At 70.0% G+C, this 17,782-nt stretch carries 18 protein-coding genes and 3 pseudogenes; 11 read left to right on the forward strand and 10 right to left on the reverse strand.

Going from position 1 to position 17,782, the window contains the following annotated elements:
* Positions 1–146 precede the first annotated feature (146 nt).
* The 9 genes and pseudogenes from QEG98_RS37230 to QEG98_RS37270 all read left to right on the forward strand — a co-directional run bounded on the left by QEG98_RS37230 (position 147) and on the right by QEG98_RS37270 (position 6,694).
* Complete coding sequence (locus tag QEG98_RS37230; protein ID WP_090487895.1) at positions 147–371, forward strand: hypothetical protein; 225 nt, start codon at positions 147–149, stop codon at positions 369–371.
* 92 nt (positions 372–463) lie between these two features.
* Positions 464–1,952 (forward strand): annotated as a pseudogene (gene glpK / locus QEG98_RS37235) (glycerol kinase GlpK).
* Positions 1,949–2,782, forward strand: coding sequence for a hypothetical protein (locus QEG98_RS37240; protein WP_316564702.1), 834 nt, complete (start codon positions 1,949–1,951; stop codon positions 2,780–2,782). Before glpK ends, QEG98_RS37240 begins: the two are co-directional and overlap by 4 nt.
* Complete coding sequence (locus QEG98_RS37245) at positions 2,782–3,309, forward strand: hypothetical protein (protein WP_316564703.1); 528 nt, start codon at positions 2,782–2,784, stop codon at positions 3,307–3,309. The genes QEG98_RS37240 and QEG98_RS37245 overlap by 1 nt, the downstream gene beginning before the upstream one ends.
* Before the next feature lie 53 nt (positions 3,310–3,362).
* Positions 3,363–3,674: a 4a-hydroxytetrahydrobiopterin dehydratase gene (locus QEG98_RS37250; protein WP_090487889.1), complete on the forward strand. Its 312-nt coding sequence runs from the start codon at positions 3,363–3,365 to the stop codon at positions 3,672–3,674.
* Positions 3,675–4,018: 344 nt separating this feature from the next.
* The gene (locus QEG98_RS37255; protein WP_316564704.1) at positions 4,019–4,774 is read left to right on the forward strand and encodes a hypothetical protein; all 756 of its coding nucleotides are present in this window, start codon (positions 4,019–4,021) and stop codon (positions 4,772–4,774) included.
* A complete protein-coding gene (locus QEG98_RS37260) occupies positions 4,771–4,959 on the forward strand; it encodes a hypothetical protein (protein ID WP_316564705.1) in 189 nt (62 codons plus the stop codon). Before QEG98_RS37255 ends, QEG98_RS37260 begins: the two co-directional genes overlap by 4 nt.
* 453 nt (positions 4,960–5,412) lie before the next feature.
* Positions 5,413–5,925, forward strand: a complete 513-nt coding sequence (locus QEG98_RS37265) for a hypothetical protein (RefSeq protein ID WP_316564706.1) — start codon at positions 5,413–5,415, stop codon at positions 5,923–5,925.
* Positions 5,926–5,989: 64 nt separating this feature from the next.
* Positions 5,990–6,694: a hypothetical protein gene (locus QEG98_RS37270; protein WP_316564707.1), complete on the forward strand. Its 705-nt coding sequence runs from the start codon at positions 5,990–5,992 to the stop codon at positions 6,692–6,694.
* A 73-nt stretch (positions 6,695–6,767) separates the two neighbouring features.
* On the opposite strand, the gene QEG98_RS37275 is transcribed toward QEG98_RS37270, so the two are convergent.
* The 8 genes and pseudogenes from QEG98_RS37275 to QEG98_RS37310 all read right to left on the reverse strand — a co-directional run bounded on the left by QEG98_RS37275 (position 6,768) and on the right by QEG98_RS37310 (position 12,487).
* Entirely contained in the window at positions 6,768–7,169 is a 402-nt protein-coding gene (locus QEG98_RS37275) for a cell envelope biogenesis protein TolA (protein ID WP_316564708.1), read from the reverse strand.
* Positions 7,170–7,336: 167 nt separating this feature from the next.
* A pseudogene (gene dapE / locus QEG98_RS37280) lies at positions 7,337–8,424 on the reverse strand (succinyl-diaminopimelate desuccinylase).
* Between the two features lie 25 nt (positions 8,425–8,449).
* Positions 8,450–9,100 (reverse strand): cupin domain-containing protein, encoded by a 651-nt coding sequence (locus tag QEG98_RS37285; protein WP_316564709.1) that lies wholly within the window; start codon positions 9,098–9,100, stop codon positions 8,450–8,452.
* 40 nt (positions 9,101–9,140) lie between these two features.
* Positions 9,141–9,965: a 2,3,4,5-tetrahydropyridine-2,6-dicarboxylate N-succinyltransferase gene (locus tag QEG98_RS37290; RefSeq protein ID WP_140868529.1), complete on the reverse strand. Its 825-nt coding sequence runs from the start codon at positions 9,963–9,965 to the stop codon at positions 9,141–9,143.
* Positions 9,966–10,018: 53 nt separating this feature from the next.
* Positions 10,019–10,336: a hypothetical protein gene (locus QEG98_RS37295; RefSeq protein WP_244171522.1), complete on the reverse strand. Its 318-nt coding sequence runs from the start codon at positions 10,334–10,336 to the stop codon at positions 10,019–10,021.
* Positions 10,337–10,780: 444 nt separating this feature from the next.
* Positions 10,781–11,134, reverse strand: a complete 354-nt coding sequence (locus QEG98_RS37300; RefSeq protein ID WP_316564710.1) for a hypothetical protein — start codon at positions 11,132–11,134, stop codon at positions 10,781–10,783.
* A 71-nt stretch (positions 11,135–11,205) separates the two neighbouring features.
* Positions 11,206–11,670 carry a hypothetical protein gene (locus QEG98_RS37305; RefSeq protein WP_316564711.1) on the reverse strand — a complete coding sequence of 155 codons (465 nt, stop codon included), beginning with the start codon at positions 11,668–11,670 and terminating at the stop codon, positions 11,206–11,208.
* A 580-nt stretch (positions 11,671–12,250) separates the two neighbouring features.
* On the reverse strand, positions 12,251–12,487 hold the full coding sequence (locus QEG98_RS37310) for a SelT/SelW/SelH family protein (protein WP_238539988.1): 237 nt from the start codon (positions 12,485–12,487) through the stop codon (positions 12,251–12,253).
* 188 nt (positions 12,488–12,675) lie between these two features.
* Between QEG98_RS37310 and QEG98_RS37315 the strand changes: the two genes are divergently transcribed.
* Entirely contained in the window at positions 12,676–14,118 is a 1,443-nt protein-coding gene (locus QEG98_RS37315) for a pyridoxal phosphate-dependent decarboxylase family protein (RefSeq protein WP_316564712.1), read from the forward strand.
* Between the two features lie 81 nt (positions 14,119–14,199).
* Positions 14,200–14,919 carry a glycosyltransferase family 2 protein gene (locus QEG98_RS37320; RefSeq protein ID WP_090487873.1) on the forward strand — a complete coding sequence of 240 codons (720 nt, stop codon included), beginning with the start codon at positions 14,200–14,202 and terminating at the stop codon, positions 14,917–14,919.
* Positions 14,920–14,960: 41 nt separating this feature from the next.
* Here the strand turns inward: QEG98_RS37320 and QEG98_RS37325 are convergent.
* Positions 14,961–17,059 (reverse strand): annotated as a pseudogene (locus QEG98_RS37325) (cation:proton antiporter).
* A 139-nt stretch (positions 17,060–17,198) separates the two neighbouring features.
* On the reverse strand, positions 17,199–17,648 hold the full coding sequence (locus tag QEG98_RS37330) for a hypothetical protein (protein WP_316564713.1): 450 nt from the start codon (positions 17,646–17,648) through the stop codon (positions 17,199–17,201).
* Positions 17,649–17,782 lie beyond the last annotated feature (134 nt).

Below are 17,782 nucleotides of genomic sequence, written 5' to 3' on the forward strand. Positions count from 1 at the left end.
GTGCCTGCCAGGGGGCCCGGGAGGCACTTCCTTCGGCCAGGGCTGCCCCCGGCGGAGGGAAGCGTCAACTTGAGGGCACTCCGCGCCCGCGGGGCATCTTCGCCCCGGCGGGAGCGCTCAACGCATCGACGAACAGAGGAGCCACCATGTCGCTACTGGACAACATCTTGGGGAATCGTCGCAGCTCGGGCTTCGGTGGATGGAACCGTGGCCGGAGCAGGTATGGACGCAGGGGCCACGGCGGTTACGGCCGCGGCCGGGCGGCCTCGAGCGGCGTGTTCGGCAGCTCGCTGGGCCGCATCGCCCTGGGTGGGCTGGCCGCGTTCGGTCTCCGGAAGGTGCTCGGAAACCGGCGCCCCTACGGTTACTAGCCGCGCCGCCGGGCAGGAAGCTCGCCTGCCCGGCCCCTCGACTGGAGTAGGGTCCCTCCCCGCTGGCATCCACCATAGGGAGGGCACACCCCATGCCGAAGGCGAAGTACGTCCTGGCCCTGGACCAGGGCACCACTGGAACGCACGTCTCCATCCTCGACACGAAGCTGCAGGTGGTCGGCCGCTCCTACAAGGAGTTCACCCAGCACTTCCCCAAGCCGTCCTGGGTGGAGCACGACCTGGATGAAATCTGGGCCAGCAGTGAATGGTGTATCGCCCGGGCACTGAAGGACGCGGGCCTTCGCGGCAAGGACATCGCCGCCATCGGCATCACCAACCAGCGCGAGACAACGGGCCTGTGGATGCGCGGCAGCGGACAGCCGCTGTCCCACGCCATCGTCTGGCAGGACCGCCGCACCGCCGAGCAGTGCCGCCGGCTCAAGGAGCAGGGCGTGGAGCCGCGCGTGCGCGAGGTGACGGGGCTGGTGGTGGACCCGTACTTCTCCGGCACCAAGCTCACGTGGATGTTCGACCACCTGAAGGGCGCGCGCGCGAAGGCGGAGAAGGGCGACGTGTGCTTCGGCACCATCGACACCTGGCTCGTCTACAAGCTCACCGGCGGCGCGGCGCACGTCACCGACGTGTCGAACGCCAGCCGCACGCTGCTCATGGATTTGACGACGCTCCAGTGGAGCGACGAGATGCGCGCCATGCTGTCCGTCCCGGCCGCGTGCCTGCCGCAGATTCGCGGCTCCGCGGAGGTGTACGGCACCACGCGTGGCATGCGCAGCCTGCCGGACGGCATCCCCGTGGCGGGCATGGCGGGAGACCAGCAGGCCGCGCTCTTCGGCCAGGCGTGCTTCGAGCCCGGCGAATCCAAGTGCACCTATGGCACCGGCGCCTTCCTGCTGATGAACACCGGCTCGGAGCCGGTGCGCTCGTCAGCGGGCCTGCTCACCACCGTGGCGTGGCGGCTGGGCGGCGCCGGCACCACCACGTACGCGCTGGAGGGCAGCAGCTTCATCGCCGGCGCGGCGGTGCAGTGGATGCGCGACGGGCTCAAGGTCATCAAGCGCGCGCCGGACATCGAGGCGCTGGCCGCCAGCGTGAAAGACTCCGGGGACGTCGTCTTCGTGCCCGCGCTGGCCGGACTGGGCGCGCCACACTGGCGGCCCGAGGCGCGCGGCCTCTTCGCCGGCATCGACCGCTCCACCACCGTGGCCCACATGGCGCGCGCGGTGCTGGAGGGCATCGCGCTGCAGATTCATGACCGGCGGAGGCCATGCGCCGCGACAGCGGGCGGGACATCCCCGTGTTCAAGGCGGACGGCGGCGCGGCGGCCAACAACCTCCTCATGCAGTTCCAGGCGGACGTGCTGGGCGTGCCGCTGGTTCGCCCGCGCAACCTGGAGACGACGAGCCTGGGCGCGGCCTTCCTCGGCGGCCTGGGCGCGGGCATCTGGGACAGCCCCGAGGCCATCCGCCGCGCATGGAAGGCGGAGAAGACGTTCAAGCCGAAGATGAAGTCGGATGCCCGCGAGCGGCACCGGCGAAGTGGAAGCGGGCCGTGGAGCGCGCGTGAGACAGGCCCCCCAGGTCCTTCGGTTGCTGACGGCGCTGCTGGCGGTGGGCACGGGGGTGGGGTGCCCCATGGGCCCTTGCGAGGAGCACGCGCCCTCCCCTCTCTTCGACGGCGCGATGGTCGGCGTGGGCCAGCCGCAGGCGCTCACCGTCCACGGCGTCTTCAGCAGGTGTGGCTCCTCACAGGAAGACCGGGCGCAGTCCGTCTCCGTGGAGGTGAGGGACCCGCAGAACCGCGTGGTCCCCGCCACCGCGGAGCTGGATGTGCATGGGACGTCCGCCATCGTGCGGTTCACGCCGGAGCAGACGGGGCGCCACCACCTCGTCGTCTCCTTCTCTCCGGTGGGCAGCGTGCGCCAGTCCTCCCTCTACGTGGTGGAGGACCACAGCGCCCAGGCACCCCTGGCGGATTTGTCCACCGTGGTGGAGTGCCTCAGCGTGGACCGGACGTCGTCGGGAACGTGGCTGTGCGGCAGCCAGGCGCTGCGCACGCCGGACCAGGAGCCCCAGCCCCTGGGTGACTACTTCGCCCCCGCCGTCGTGGCCGGCGACGTGGTGTGGGTGACGGAGGCCGCCCGGGTGCGCCGCTATGTCGACACGGGAAACGGGCCCCTCGCGACCTCCGCCGATGCGCCCTTCCCCGCCACGGGCGCGCCCGCCGATGCGCCGCCCCATGCGCGGCTCGCCACCGCGACTGAGTTGCTGCTGCTGGATGAAACGCATCTGCACCGCTACGCCTTCTCGGAGGAGGAGGGGCTGCGCGCCATGGGCCCCACCCCCGTTCCCCCTCGCGGCTGGCCACGTTCAGCGATGACCTCCCCTCGCTGCTGATGCGCGCGGGCGAGCGGCTTCTGGTGGTCCGCATCGCCGAGGCGCCAGCGCCCGCCACCATGGCCATCGAGGCCTGCCCCTACCAGCTCGACGCCGCGGGCGCGCCGCAGCCCGTCCCCGACGAGCCCTGCCACAGTGTCCCCGGACTGCCCGTGGGCCACGAGGAGGGGGTGTTGTGGGCGCGCGCCGCCTCCGGCACGCAGAACCTGGAGCTGCTCCGGTACTCGGCGGCGAGCGGCCGCCTGCGCCTGGACGGCGTCCTGGAGATGACCTCCTCCTTCCAGTTGCAGGGCGCCGAGCGTCTGCGGACGACGGGCTTCGGAGTCCCCGTGGTGTCGCCGGCCGTCGGTTACTCGAGGCCCTCCGCCGTGCCCCGCTGGCGCGCGGAGACGGGCACCGTCGCCCTGGAGCTGCTGCCGTCCCCTGACGGGCGCCAGCCTCCCTTCGTCGGTGGGCGATACTTCCACCTGGAGCACTGGAACATTCTGTACGGCGTGAAAGTGTATGCGCGGCCGTCCACCCCATGACGATGGACGGCGGGTGTCTTCCCTCAAGCCCGGGAGCGGGTAGAAAGGCGGCCATGGCTTCCAAACCCACGCTGCTCGCACCCGAGGCGCTCCAGTCCTTCCTCTCGCAGCACACCGAGTGGAAGCACGAGGGCGGGATGATTCGCCGCACCTTCGAGGCCCCCACCTTCCTCGCCGGCATCGCCTTCGTGGAGCAGGTGGCGCAGGCGGCGGAGAAGGCGGACCACCACCCGGACATCGACATCCGCTGGCGCAAGGTGACGCTGGCGCTCGTCACCCACGACGCCGGGGGCCTCACCGCCCGCGACACCGCACTGGCCGCCGAGGCGGACCGTCTCTTCACGGAGGCCACGCGCGCTCGGTGAGTCCCTCCAGGTCGGTGGCGCGTCCGGCAGGACGCGGTGGCGGGGGTGAAAGCGTTCGGGTGCGCGCTGGTGCTGGGCGCCACATCCGCGGCATGGGCGCAGGAGACGCCCCCGCCGCCGGAGCCGCGCCCGGAGCGGCTGTACCTCAACCCCGGCGCGCTGCTGGGCTCCGCGCGCATGGTGGCAATGGGCGGCGCGTACGTGGGCATCGCCGAGGGCGCCGCGGGGCTGCCCAGCAACCTGGCCTCGCTGGCGCACCGGGGTCCGGCCTTGGAGAAGGACTGGGATTTGGGCGTCACCCTGTCCTGGTTGGACCTGCCCTTCACCGGCTCGCGCAAGCGGACGTGGACAACGACGGGCAGCCCGACGAGTCCCACGACAGCCGGCAGCTGCTGGGCGGCCTGCTGCTCCAGTACAAGCGCTTCGGCATCGGCTTCGCGATGCGCAACAGCGTGGTGTCCTACTGCGCCACGGCCGCGTGCGCGGGGCCCGGTGAGCGCATCCGCGTGTCGCTCACGCAGTCGGTGCTGGCGGGGGCCATGTCCTTTGGCCAGGACGACTTCATCCTCGCGCTGGGCATCTACGCGGCGCAGGCCTCCTTCCGGCTGGACTCCGGAGGCACGGACCTGCGCTACGGCGACACGGGCGTGGCGGTGGACATCCTGTACCGGCCACATGGGCGCCCCTGGCGCATGGGCGTGACGGTGCGGCCGGAGGTGGTGGGAGACTGGCGGCGCGAGCCGAACCAGCTCCCGGAGCTGGCGGGGCGGACCCTCTTCGGCGCGGTGGTGTCCCCCGCCGTGCTGTCGGTGGCGCCAGCTGGCGGCTGGGCGAAGGCGCGGAGCGCTACAACCGGCTGTCCCCCGCGGCACGGCGGCAGCTCCTCGTGGAGGGAGACGCGCTGCCGGTGCCGGAAGCCGAGCCCCTGGACGCGCCCGCTGGCCGCTGGCTCATCAGCGCCCAGGTGGACCTCATCTCCAGCGTGGACAACGCGGTGCCCGCGCGCACCTTCGCGTCCACGGCGGACGAGGCCATGGTGGGCAAGGGCACCTCCTTCGCGCCGCGCATCGGCGTGGAGCATGACACGGTGCCGGGCATGATTCGGCTGCGGGCCGGCGCGTACGCGGAGCCGTCCCCGTTCGACAAGCGGCCCGCGCGCCCCCACGTCACCGGCGGCTTCGAGGTGTTCGTCTTCCGCTACTGGGAGGACTGGTCCGTGACGGCCTCCTTCGACCTGGCGCGCCGCTACACCAACGTGGGCCTGTCCGTGGGCTTCTGGCGCTGAGGCACCTCGGGCGCCACGGCCATGGCATGCCAGGCCCCTGATGGGGCAACGGGAGTGCCACCGTTGGGGCGGCATTTCCCACGGTCAGCGGGGCCGCCTCGCGCATCCGGGCGGCCAGGCAGGCAAACGCCCCAGTGGGTGTTGCTGACACAGACACGCATGCCGACCCTCCCCTGGGCGAAGCGGGGGGACTGCATGCATCCAGCGTGGCGATGGGTCCGGACCGTCGTGAGTGCGGCGGTTCTGGGTGGGGCGGGGTTGTGGCTGGGCTGTGGTGGGAAAGACACGAGCGAGCTTCCCGGCGAGAAGCGCTGTACGGAGGCCCCCCGGGGACTGCGTCGCGCCTCCCGAAGAAGCACCTGGTTCGGAGACACCTCCTGAAGAGAGGCCACCCGGCGTGCCACCGCCACCCGCGCGTCCGCCACTGCCACCACCGGGGCCGGGCAGCACGCTGTGGATGCAGCGCGAGGGCACCCCCAGGACGACCTGGCGCTGGGCGCGGCGGTGGATGCCAGCGGCGACCTCCTCACGTTGTCGCTGCATGACATTGATGACCTGGACAGCCTCCAGCCCACGGATAACCGGGCGAAGCTGGTGCTGACGCGGCGCGCGCCCACGGGCGAGCCTCGCTGGCAGAAGTCCTTCGACGTGAGGGCCCCGGAGGTGCCGCTGGAGGTGCGCGCGTTCGTCCGGGGCCGCATCGCCGCGGACCCGGCGGGCGGCATCGTCATCGCCGGCACCACGGAGGGCGTCCTGGACCTCCTCAGTCACAAGCTGGGGGATGGCACCTTCGTGGTCCGGATGGACGCGGACGGCAACGTCCTGTGGACGAACACGCCCGCGGGCACCGGCCTCGCGGTGGCGGACCGGCGGTGGACACCCAGGGACGGACGCTGGTGGCCTTCAACGCGCCGGGCAGCACGGACTTCGGCAACGGCGTCACCGGCGCTGGCGCGGTGGTGGTGACATACGCCCACGGCGGGCTGGCCGAATCCGCCGTGTCCGTGGGCCAGCCCCAGGGGGCGGGCGCGTGGCGCTCACGACGCTGGCGGTGGATGGCGCCGGGCGCATGGCGGTGGGCGGCCAGTACGAGGGCGCGGTGCGCTTCGGCAGTCAGCAGGTGAGCGCCGCCGAAAGCGGCAGTCCCTTCGTCGCGCTCTACCAGCAGGGCTCGCTGACGTGGACCAAGGCCATGAGCCAGGCACGCGGCACCATGCGCGACGTGGCGATTGACGGCGAGGGCACCGTGGTGGCCGCGGGCCCATTCCTGGGCACCGTGCGCTGGGGTGACATGCAGGTGCCGGGGCATGCATTCCGGGACACCCCCTTCGTCGTCTCCGCCAAGGCGGAAGGACAGGAGACCTGGGCCAAGGGTCTGGGGGACGGGCTCCAGGTGGACGCGGTCGCGCTGGCGCCCTCCGGAGAGCTGATGGTGGCGGGCTTCACCTTCAACCGCATCGAGAACGGCGTTGCGGGCAAGGACGGCATGGGCTCGGCGCAGCCCGTGGCCCTGCGCTACGACGCGGCGGGCACGTCGCTTCTCACGACGATGTTCCTGTCGGACCCGCCCCAGCCGAGAGGCGAGCTGTATGGCATGGAAGCCATCTCCTCCATGGGCGTGCTGCCCGACGGGGATGTCTTCCTCTTCGGCCACACGGACCGCGAGACTGACTTCGGCACCGGACGCCAGAGCCCCGCGCGCGGCGATGTCTTCCTGCTGCGACTGAAGCGCTGAGCGGCGCCTGAAAACACCAAGGGCCATGGGAGTCCAGCCCCCATGGCCCTGAAGTGATTGTCCGCGGAACGCCTCAGCGGCGCGTCGTGCGCCGGGCCTGCGACTTCCGGGCGCCGCCACGCGTGGTGGTCCGCTTCGTCGCGGTGCCGCGCGTCCCCGTCTTGCGGGCGGTCCGTCCCGCCGTCCCCGTCTTCCGCGTGGTGGCCTTGCGCGCGCCGCGGCCGGTGGCACGCGTGGCGGACTTGCGCGTAGCGGACTTGCGGGTGGCCGTCTTCCCGCGTGCCGCCGTCTTCTTCGCGCGCGGAGTCCCCCGCTTGGTGGTGGCCTTGCGCGCGGACTTCCGCGTGCTGCCCGTCCGTGAAGCGCTCTTGCGCTTCGTGGCGGTGCGGCGCCGCGGCGTGGGCGCAATGCCCGCCTCCGCCGGGGAGGGAGAGACATCGTCGGTCAGCTGCGGGTTGACGGACTCGTTCGTCATTCAGTCGGCTCCGGTTGGGGAAGACTGCAGGCGATGCATGGCCAGGGTACGCCCATGCACGCCAGGGCGTGTGCGGTGAAGGCACGCAGATGAACGACAGCGGACGAATGACGTGCACCGCGCGCGGGCGTCATGCCCCGGAGGGCATGTCCCGCGACGAGTCCTCGTCAGCTCGCGCCCTTGAGGAAGGCCGCGAGCTTCTCGTACGCGTCCGCGAGCGGCGGAATGGGCGCGCTCTCGTTGGCCTGATGCGCCTGGGCCGTCTCACCGGGCCCGAAGTTGATGGCATCCACGCCCCACTCGCCGAAGCGCGCCACGTCCGTCCAGGCCTGCTTGGAGGCCGCGGGCAGGCCGGTGAGGGCCATCAACTTCTGGAACAGCGGGTTGCCCGCCACCACCGGGCCGCTGGGCGACGCATCGGTGAACTCCACCTCGGCGCGCCCGGCGACGAGCGCGTGCACGTCCGCCTTCGCCTGTTCGATGCTCTTGCCCGGCGCGAAGCGGTAGTTGAGGTTCAGCTCGAAGGCCTCGGGGATGACGTTGCGCGCGCGGCCCCCTTGGCGAGCGTGGCGTTGATGACCTCGTAGAACGGGAAGCCGGCGACGTTGACCTCCACGCGCTGACGCCCGAGCAACTCCGCGAGGAACGGCCCCGCCTTGTGGATGGCGTTCTCCCCCTGCCAGGGCCGAGCGGAGTGCGCGCTGCGCCCGGTGAAGCGCACGGTGACCTGCATGGAGCCGACGCAGCCCACCTGCACCACGCTGTCGGTGGGCTCCATGGCGATGCCGAACCGCACCTTCGCCAGGTCCGGCCGCTTCTCGTACAGCGGGATGAGGCCGCTTTCGGCGTAGGCGCCCTCTTCACGCTCGTAGAAGAGGAAGGCCAGATTCACGGGCAGCGTGTCGCGGCGCAAATCCTCCGCGAGCGCCATCATCACCGCCAACCCGCCCTTCATGTCCGAGGCGCCCAGCCCGAAGACGCGCTCGCCCTCGATGCGCGCCTCACGGCCCGCGTCGCTGGGGTGCGCGGGCACCGTGTCCAGGTGACCGATGAGGGCCACCGTGGGGCGCGCATCCTCCAGCTTGCCGAGCAGCAGCGTGTGGCCGACCCGGAACACCTCTTCCCGTGGGAAGTGCTGGAACGCCCAGCGCTCCACATGGTCGGCGATGGGCCCTTCCTGGGTGATGGGACTGGGGATGCGGCACAGCTCGAGCGTGGTGCGAGCCAACCGCGTGGCGAGGTCGATGGAAGCCATACGCCTTCCACCATAGCGCCGGGCGTCAGCCGTCCGCGAACGCTTCCTCGAAGCTCGTCACGCCCTCCAGGACGGAGGCACACAGACACGCCGGCCCTTCCGTCAGCGCCGTGAAGCCATGCGCGCTGCCGTCCGTCTTCTCCAGCTCCTCACCGGGCAAGACCTCGTGCCCTTCATCCTCGCGGAAGCCACCCTCCAGCACCAGGTTCCACTCGCGGCCGTGGTGCGTGTGCCGGGGGTAGCGCACCCCCGGGTGGAGCCGGAGGATGGCGGCCATCGTCCCTTTGCGCGCGGGGCCCGTCTCCACCGGCATCAGCTCCGAGCCCTCCACCGGTCCGGGCATCCACGCCGCCGGGTCGCTCACGGCGTCCAGCAGCGCCAGCGCCCGCTCGGGCGACAGGTCGAAGAAGGCCGCCACCCGGTCCGCGAAGCGGGCAAGCCGCCCCGGACCCTCCATCTGGTCCATCAACCGCGCCAGCACCGCGGGCGGCGGCACCACCAGCGACGCCAGCGCCGCGTGCGTGGACACCAGCCGGTCCGCCACCTCGCGGCACCGCGCGCACTCCGCGAGGTGCTGCTCGACGGACGCCCGGACTGGGGCCTCCAGCATCCCCAGTGCCCATTCGGGCAGGATGTCGTCCAGATGGTGCGCCATCGTCACGTTCCGTGCCGTCACACGCCTTCTACGGCGCGCGCGGGCTGCTGGATTTCAGCCGTTACACCGCCACCGCGAAGTCGCGCAGCGCCGCATTGAGGCTGGTCTTCTGGTCGGTGGACTTCGTCCGCTGACCGATGATGAGCGCGCACGGCACCATGTACTTGCCGGCCGGGAACTGCTTCTCTCGCATGCCGGGAATCACCACGCTGCGCGCGGGGACGCGGCCCTTGAAGACACGCTCCTCGGGGCCGGTGACATCGATGATGGGCGTGGACGCGGTGAGCACCACGTTGGCGCCCAGCACCGCCTCCTCCTCCACCACCACGCCCTCCACGACGATGGAGCGGCTGCCCAGGAAGGCACCGTCCTCGATGATGACGGGCGACGCGGAAGGCGGCTCCAGCACCCCGCCCAGCCCTACGCCGCCGGACAGGTGGACGTGCTTGCCCACCTGGGCGCAGCTGCCCACCGTGGCCCACGTGTCCACCATGGTGCCCGCGCCCACGCGCGCGCCGATGTTCACATAGCCCGGCATCACCACCGCGCCCTTCTCCACGAAGGCGCCGTAGCGCACCGTGCCCGGGGGCACCACGCGCACGCCCGCCGCCTCCAAGCCCTTCTTCAGCGGCACCTTGTCGTAGAACTCGAAGGGCCCCACCTCCATCACCTTCATCTCCGACACCGCGAAGAACAGGAGGATGGCCTCCTTCACCCAGGCGTTCACCTTCCAGCCGTCCACGCCCTTCTCCGCCACGCGGAGCTCCCCCGAGTCCAACCGCGCCAGCGTCTCGCGCACGGCGGCCACGTGGGCCGCGTCCTTCAACAACGTCCGATCCGCGAACGCGGCGGACACCCTCTGGGACAGCTCTTCGATAGGGGCCATGGCGCCTCCTTGAAGCACAAAACCCCGCGCCGCGCCGCACCTGGTTGAAGGGCTCAGACGGGAGTGGACGCCTCGTCCAGTTCGGCCAGCGGCAGGGTCTGCGTGGGAATCTCCGCGTGTGCGCCCTTGTCGGCCGCCACCACCCGGCCCGGCATCTGCCCCTCCAGGAACACCGAACCCCGGGAGACATGCCGCACGCGGGCCAGCGGGAACTCCGTCCACTGCCGGCTGAAGGGCCAGCGCCGCGCATAGAGGTGCTCGCGGCCAATGAGGGCCACGTAGCCCAGCATCGCCCCGCTTTCGTCCCGAACCCGCAGTCCACTGGTGAGGGAGCGCCGCTCGTAGGGCGACGCGACTGTCGGCCACGCCATGAGTGTCACCTCCTGTGCTCTAAAGCTGGGTGCCCCCCGCCATGTCCGGGAGCGGTCCACCGGGGCCTGATTGCCGCCCGCCTGCCCGGCCGCCTGCCCCGCGCAGCACTCGATTTTTCCTTCCTTTCTTGGATTTTCAGCAACCTGCTGGTTGACCACCGGATGTTCGTGGCCGCTTGTCTCATCCCCCCGTCCCCCACGGAGGGCACATGAGCGCTTCCCCCCGTCGAAGGAGACGCCCAATACCAACGTCCAGGCGTTGATGTCGTACGAGTTGATGACGAAGGGCCGGTCCATCGGGTTCTTCATCGAGAACCGCAGCCTGCGCTTGTTCGACACGCACCGAGACAGGCGCTTCATCATGAGCAACCAGGGGTAGTCGGACCAGCGCGATGACATGACCGGCCCGCGCTGACGTACATCAAGCGGTAGGCGGGGGCGCCGTCAGTGCTGGACCGCCAGGATGCGCCATCCTCGGGTGTCCACCGCGTAGGTGGCGCCCGCGTCATTGATGGCGCCTTCCTGCTCGCAAGCGCCCGGGCGGAGCGTGAAGCGGACGAACAAAATCCCCTCTGGCCCGGGAATGGTCGTCACGTCGAACGACTCTCGCTGATACATGCAGACTTCATCTACCGTGGCACCTCGGTGGGGCTTGACGTCGCGGGGCCGGAAGTCATCCATGGCGAGTTCGATCGCCGCGGCGACGGGGCCCGGGACTCGCATCAGCCCCTGCTTCTCCTCTTCCGACAGTGCGAATGGAAAGGTGACCTTCGCGGCTTCCTCAGGTGGAGCCCGCACGGGACGGAAGGGACGCTGGAGCAGCGAGCACCCCGAGAGACCAACGCAAAACACCAACCATACCACGCGTTTCATGGCTCGACCTTGGTAACAATTCCGAACGGCTTGTCTTCGGGAAGGATGTACCCGACCAGTTTCCACCGCTGCCCTTCTCTCGCGAAAACCTCGCCGGGCCGGCTCTCCCCCACGTACGGGATGAGCTTCATGACACGACACGCGGTGTCGAATTGGATTCGCAGCAACCAACGCTGACTGTGACTCCATAAGTCCCGGTCAGACATCGGCGACGGCTGCCATGGATGACTGTGGTAGTCCGCGATGATGGAGGTGCGCCCTCTCTCGTCGACCACGAAACGCGGTGAATAGCACTGCTTGCGCGTCTCCGGGTACATCAGGATGGTCTTCCCGAGCGGCGAGCCATAGCTCGCATAGTAGACACCGTTGACGCTGTAGATGACCCCACAATACTCCTGGCCATAGACCCCTGCGCTTGCGCGAGGCAACTTCATGATGGCCGGGCACAGTTGGTCAATCACGTCATCCACGTCCTGCGACGGGCGTATTTCCTCCCACGGCCCGCGGACCCAGACGTCCCCTGCGCGCCGTCCATAGAAATTGCCGTCCCCTTTCCGGGTGTACCAATCACCGCTGCCACATGCAGACATCATCGCAAGAAGCATCCCGGCCCAACGCTTCATTGAAGTCCCCATACGCTAGCTGGCCCCATCCAACTGATCGGCTCATGCCTACGATCCCACCGTCAGGAAGTACGATGGGTCATTCAGGAAGACAGACACTTGGGACACCATGCGCCGAACCAATACACCGCATTCCTCTCGGACACCTCGGCTCGAAACAACGACAAACAAGCTCACAACTCCGAATCCTGCGCACACCAACTCAATCTCTTCTGCCGAACGAACTTTTCTTCAGCATACAGCGTCGCCCCCATCAGCAGAGCGCCAACGCTCAGGCAATAAGATGCCGCGCTCCAAGCGGACATTGCGCCCACCCCAAACCAGTGTGCGCTGTCTGCACAACCTGGGCGCGTCGCGGGGCCGCCCCGCACCTCACGCGCGCCCAGCATCGCACGAAGCGGCCAAGGCATCCTGCCCGCTACCGCCCCAGCACCTTCGCCACCGCGTCCACCACCTCGTGGTCCGTGGGAAATGCGAGCGACGCCTTCCGGATGACGACCTTGCCATCCACGGCGACCTCGTAGCTTCCCGAAGGGCCCGGCAACAGCTCCGCCTCTACCTCCAGCTCATCCTTCAATGCGGCCGCCGCACGGGCGGCCCGAGGCCTGTAGCCTCAAGCGGTACAGTAGGTAATCGTCACCTTCGGGTCGGCCATGGCCATCCTCCTCACGTGAGCAGGGCACACGGCATGCGCGCCCCATGCGCCAGACTTAGTGCGCGCCGCCACCACACGCCACCCCGCCTGCTCACTCGCCCCTTCTTGCCAAGGGTTCTCCGTACACCCGGCAACGGACGAAGGGACCATTCCGCCCTCGCACCGGGACGGTTACGTTCCGCCGCGCCATGACGGACTTTCGAGCGCGAATCGCCGCCACCTACGACGCTGATGCCTTCCGCCGTGAATCCCACCGGCTGATGGACATGCTCTCCGACTACCTCGCGCGCACCACCCGCGCCGAAGGTCCCGTGCTCCCCTGGGCCGCTCCCGCGGTGAACGTGGACCGCTTCGCCGCGGCCTTCCCCGAAGCGCCCACGGGCGACTTCGCGGACCTCATCACCCGCGTCCTCTCCGGCTCCAACCACCTGCACCACCCACGCTACGTGGGACACCAGGTGACGGCCCCCGTGCCGCTGGCCGCCCTGTGCGACGCGGTGTCCTCCCTGCTCAACAACGGCATGGCCGTATACGAGATGGGCCCCGTCTCCACCGCCATGGAGCGCAACGTCCTGCGCTGGATGGCCGCGCGGCTCGGCCTGCCCGAAACAACCGACGGCGTGCTCACCTCCGGCGGCTCCCTGGGCAACCTCACCGCCCTGCTCGCCGCGCGGCAGGCCAAGGCCGGCTACGACGCATGGAACAGCGGCGCCCACGCCGGCCCGCCCCTCACCGTGCTGGCCGCCCAGACGACGCACTACAGCCTCGCCCGCGCCACCCGCATCATGGGCTTCGGCGAAGGCGGCGTGACGCCCGTCCCCGTGGACGAACACTTCCGCCTGCGCCCCGAGGCACTCGACGCCGCGCTCGATTCCGCCACGCGCGCGGGACGCAAGCCCATCGCCGTGGTGGCCAACGCCGGCTCCACCGCCACCGGCGCCTTCGACCCACTGGAACCCGTGGCCGACTTCTGCGAGCGCCACGGCCTCTGGTTCCACGTCGACGGCGCGCACGGCGCCTCCGCCGTCCTCAGCCCCGCCCACCGGCACCTCGTGCGCGGCATCGACCGGGCGGACTCCGTGGTGTGGGACGCCCACAAGGGGCTGCTGATGCCCGCGCTGGTGACGGCCGTCCTCTTCCGCGACGGCGCCCGCTCCTTCGAGTCCTTCTCCCAGGAGGCCAGCTACATCTTCCACGGCGACGCGGAGCGCCCCTGGAGCGACGTGGCCCTGCGCACCCTGGAGTGCACCAAGGAGATGATGGCCCTCAAGGTGTACGCCTGCCTCGCCGTGCTGGGCACCCGGCTCTTCTCCGACGCGGTGACGGAGTCCTACGGGCAGACCCGCCGCTTCGCCCAGCGCCTCGCCGCCGCCAGCGACTTCGAGGTCGCCGTGCCGCCCGAGTGCAACATCCTCTGCTTCCGCCACACGCCCGCGCACATCCCCGCCGAGCAGTGGGACACCCTCCAGACGAAGCTGCGCGAGCGCCTGGTGACTCGCGGAGATTTCTACCTGGTGCAGACAAAGCTGCCCCGAGGCGTCTATCTCCGTGTCACCCTCATCAACCCGCTCACCACCGACGCGGACCTGGACGCCCTCATGGACACGCTCCGGGCCGCGGCGCTCCGCTGAACGCCGCGCCCCACCCGGCCCACACCTTCCGTGCCAGAAGGTCGCCCCGTGACGCAAAATGCGGTACAGCCGCAAAACGCCATGCTCGTCTCACTCGTCATCCCCGTCTACAACGAGATTCCCACCCTCGCCGAACTGCTGCGCCGCTGCGTCGCCGTCGACTTCCCGAAGGAGCTCGTCCTCATCGACGACTGCTCCAAGGACGGCAGCCGCGAATTCCTGCGCCAGCTTCAGGAGCAGGGCGTGGGCCTGTTGGGCGGTACACCGCGCAACCGCAACGAGGTGCGCGTCCTCTTCCAGGAGAAGAACCAGGGCAAGGGCGCGGCGCTGCGGCGAGGCTTCACCGAAGCCACGGGTGACATCATCATCGTCCAGGACGCGGACCTGGAATACGACCCGCGCGACATCCCCAACGTCATCCAGCCCATCATCGACGGGGTTGCGGACGTCGTCTTCGGCAGCCGCTTCACCGGCACGCCCCGGCGCGTCCTCTATTACTGGCACACCGTGCTGAACAACGTGCTCACCACGCTGTCCAACATGACCAGCGGCCTGAACCTCACCGACATGGAGACCTGCTACAAGGCCTTCCGCGCCGAGGTGCTGCGCTCCGTGCAGGTGGAGGAGGACCGCTTCGGCTTCGAGCCGGAAATCACCGCCAAGGTGGCCCGTGGCCGCTGGCGCGTCTTCGAGGTGCCCATCAGCTACCACGGGCGCACCTACGAAGAGGGCAAGAAGATTGGCTGGAAGGACGGCGTCCGCGCCCTCTACGCCATCGCCAAGTACAGCGTGAAGCGGTAGGCCCCGGGGGCGGAGCGTACGCCGCCCCCAGGCCCGTGTCCCTATACCTGGGCGCCCGTCGGCTCCGGCTCCGAGGCGGGCGCCGGTGCACCGGTGAGCAGGCTCTTGGCGGCCTCCACCGCGTCCTGCGTGCCCGTCAGCGCCAGCACGTCACCCGGCTGCAGCACCTCCTGCGCGGACGGCACGGACACGCTCGAGTCCCCGCGCCGGATGGCCAGCACCGTGGCCCCCGTAAGGCCGCGGAGGTTCACCTCGGCCAGCGTCTTCCCCGCCGCGGGACTGGAGGCCTCCAGCCGCACGGGCACGGGCTCGCCCAGGCCCGGGAGCACCTTGGAGACGTGGTCCAGCGCGTGCTCATCCGCGCCCGGCTCTCGCGAGTGGGACTGCGCCGCCAGCGCCTCCACGATGACCTGCGCGCCCGCGCGGACATGGCCGTGCAGGTTGGTGGCGCCTCGCCAGAACGTCACGCCCAGCGCGCCAATCAGGGCCAGCACGACGAGGGGGCCCATGGCGCCCCGGAGGAAGGGCTGCGTAATCGCCACCACGGGCACGCTCACCAGCAGGATGATGCCCAGTTGCAACGTCACCAGCAGCACGCGCCGGGGCGCCGCCGCCAGTCCACCCGCCCGTCCTTCCGCCCGGGCAGCGCCGCCTCCGCCAGTTCCTCGCCCAACCGGCGCGCCACCTGCACCACGCCCACCAGGAACGGGATGGAGAGCAGCACCGCGCCGCCCAGGATGATGTAGCGGGACAGGTTCTCATCGATACCCAGCCGCTGCTCGATGAGGGAACCCAGCTTGCCCGCCGTCAACGACGTGCCAATCACCAGGACAATCAGCAGCACGGCGTCCAGCACCATCAACCGCGCCAGCCGCCGCACCGAGGCCCCGAACGTCTGGCGCCGGGGCGCGTCGCGCAGCCGCTCGACCCAGGTGCCGTACAACGTCGCGAACGTCTGCAGCGGCTTGGGCAGCTTGCGGTCCACATAGCTGGCCACCGGCCCCGACACGCGAATCAGCAGGGGCGTCGTGAGCGTCGTAATCGCGGAGACGGCCACCGCCACCGGGTAGATGAAGTTGCCCGTGGCCTTCAGCGACAGGCCCAGGCCCGCGATGATGAAGGAGAACTCGCCAATCTGCGCCAGGCTCATGCCCGCCTGCACAGAGGTCCGGGTGCTGTGCCCCGTGAGGAACGCGCCCAGCGTCACGCTGAAGAGCTTGCCAACGATGACCACGACCGTGAGCACCAGGATGGCGGCCCAGTGCTCCGCGATGAGCGCCGGGTTGATGAGCATGCCCACGGACACGAAGAAGATGGCCGCGAAGATGTCCTTCACCGGCTGCACCAGGTGCTCCACCACCTTCTCCTCGCCGGACTCCGCCACCAGCGAGCCCGCCAGGAAGGCCCCCAGCGCCACCGAATACCCGAAGGCCTGCGCCAGCAGCGCCACCGCGAAGCAGATGCCCACGCTGGCGACCAGGGTCGTCTCCGGCTTGTTGAGCTTCACCACGTAGCGCACCGCGCGGGGGATGATGAACAGCCCCACCACCACCAGCCCGACGAGGAACGCCACCAGGCGGCCCGTCGTCAACGACAGCTCCCCCACGGACAGGCCGGTGCCGGAGGAGATGGCCGTCAGCGTCGCCATCAGGAGGACGGCGATGAGGTCCTCGACGATGAGGACGCCCACCACCAGCTCCCGCAGCCGGCCCCGGATGTTCTGCTCGTCGAAGGCCTTGGCGATGATGGTGGTGCTGGACACGGAGATGAGCGCGCCCGTGAAGAGGCTCTCCAGGGTGGTCCACCCGAAGGCGCGCCCCACCACGAAGCCCAGCCAAATCATGATGCTGCATTGGATGACGGCGGTGACACCCGCCGTGGGGCCCACGGCGAACAGCTTGCGGAGGCTGAACTCCAACCCCAACGAGAACATCAGGAGGATGACGCCCAGCTCCGAGAGCGTCGTCACCACCTCCGGGTTGGCGACGAGCGGAATCGGCAGGTACGGGCCGACGACGAGGCCGGCCAGGATGTAGCCCAGCACCACGGGCTGGCGAAGCTTCTGGAAGAGGACCGTCGTCACTGCCGCGACGCACAGGACGACGGCAATGGCTTGGAGGACCTCGTGGGCTCCATGCATCGGTACACCTCGAAAAAAACAACCTAGCGGAAGATTGAGGTTCGGCCCGGCCCGGCGGTGTGCGTCGGACCGCGCATCATGCGGGAGGAAACAAAGAAGGCAGGCGCGTTACCCGCCGGCCCGACTCCGAGCGAAGTCTTCAGCCGCGCCCGGGAGGCCCGCGCAACGACTGGGTGACGAGCGTCGGCCGGTCACCGGCGTTGCCTGCTCGCACCATCCGTGCCGCGGAGCGCAGCAGCCGGACGGTGTCGGTGGCAACGGCCCGCCGCCGTTCTCGAGCCTGACGGTGGGCTTCATGGAAGCCCGGCTGGAAGGACTCTCGTACCCGGCCCAGGGTCGGTTTCGTCTTCACCCCGGCCGAGGCGCTCATCACCGCGGCCCAGGTGTCGCTCCCCACCCCGGCCAGGCGCCCACAGCGCAACTGGCGGGTGCGCTTGCCCACGAAGGCCACGCCGCGCCGGTCCAGCCGCGCGCCGTTTCTCTCAGAGGGCCCGTACTCGGCGTGGGCCTCGGCGGCCACCACCCATTCCAGCGCGTTGATCCCCGGCACGGACGCAAGCGCCGTGCCCAGGGCAATGGCCAGCAGCATCCCGCGCGCGCGTCGCCCGGGTGGGGATAGCGGGGCTGTCGGGCTGGCGGAGCACATCCGCTTCTCCTGTATTACGCGGGTGCCACCCAGTAAAGCGCTCCCCCGCGGCGGGAAAACGCCAATCCAGCGCTCGG

The organism is Myxococcus sp. MxC21-1, from assembly GCF_032612255.1.
GTDB lineage: Bacteria > Myxococcota > Myxococcia > Myxococcales > Myxococcaceae > Myxococcus > Myxococcus virescens.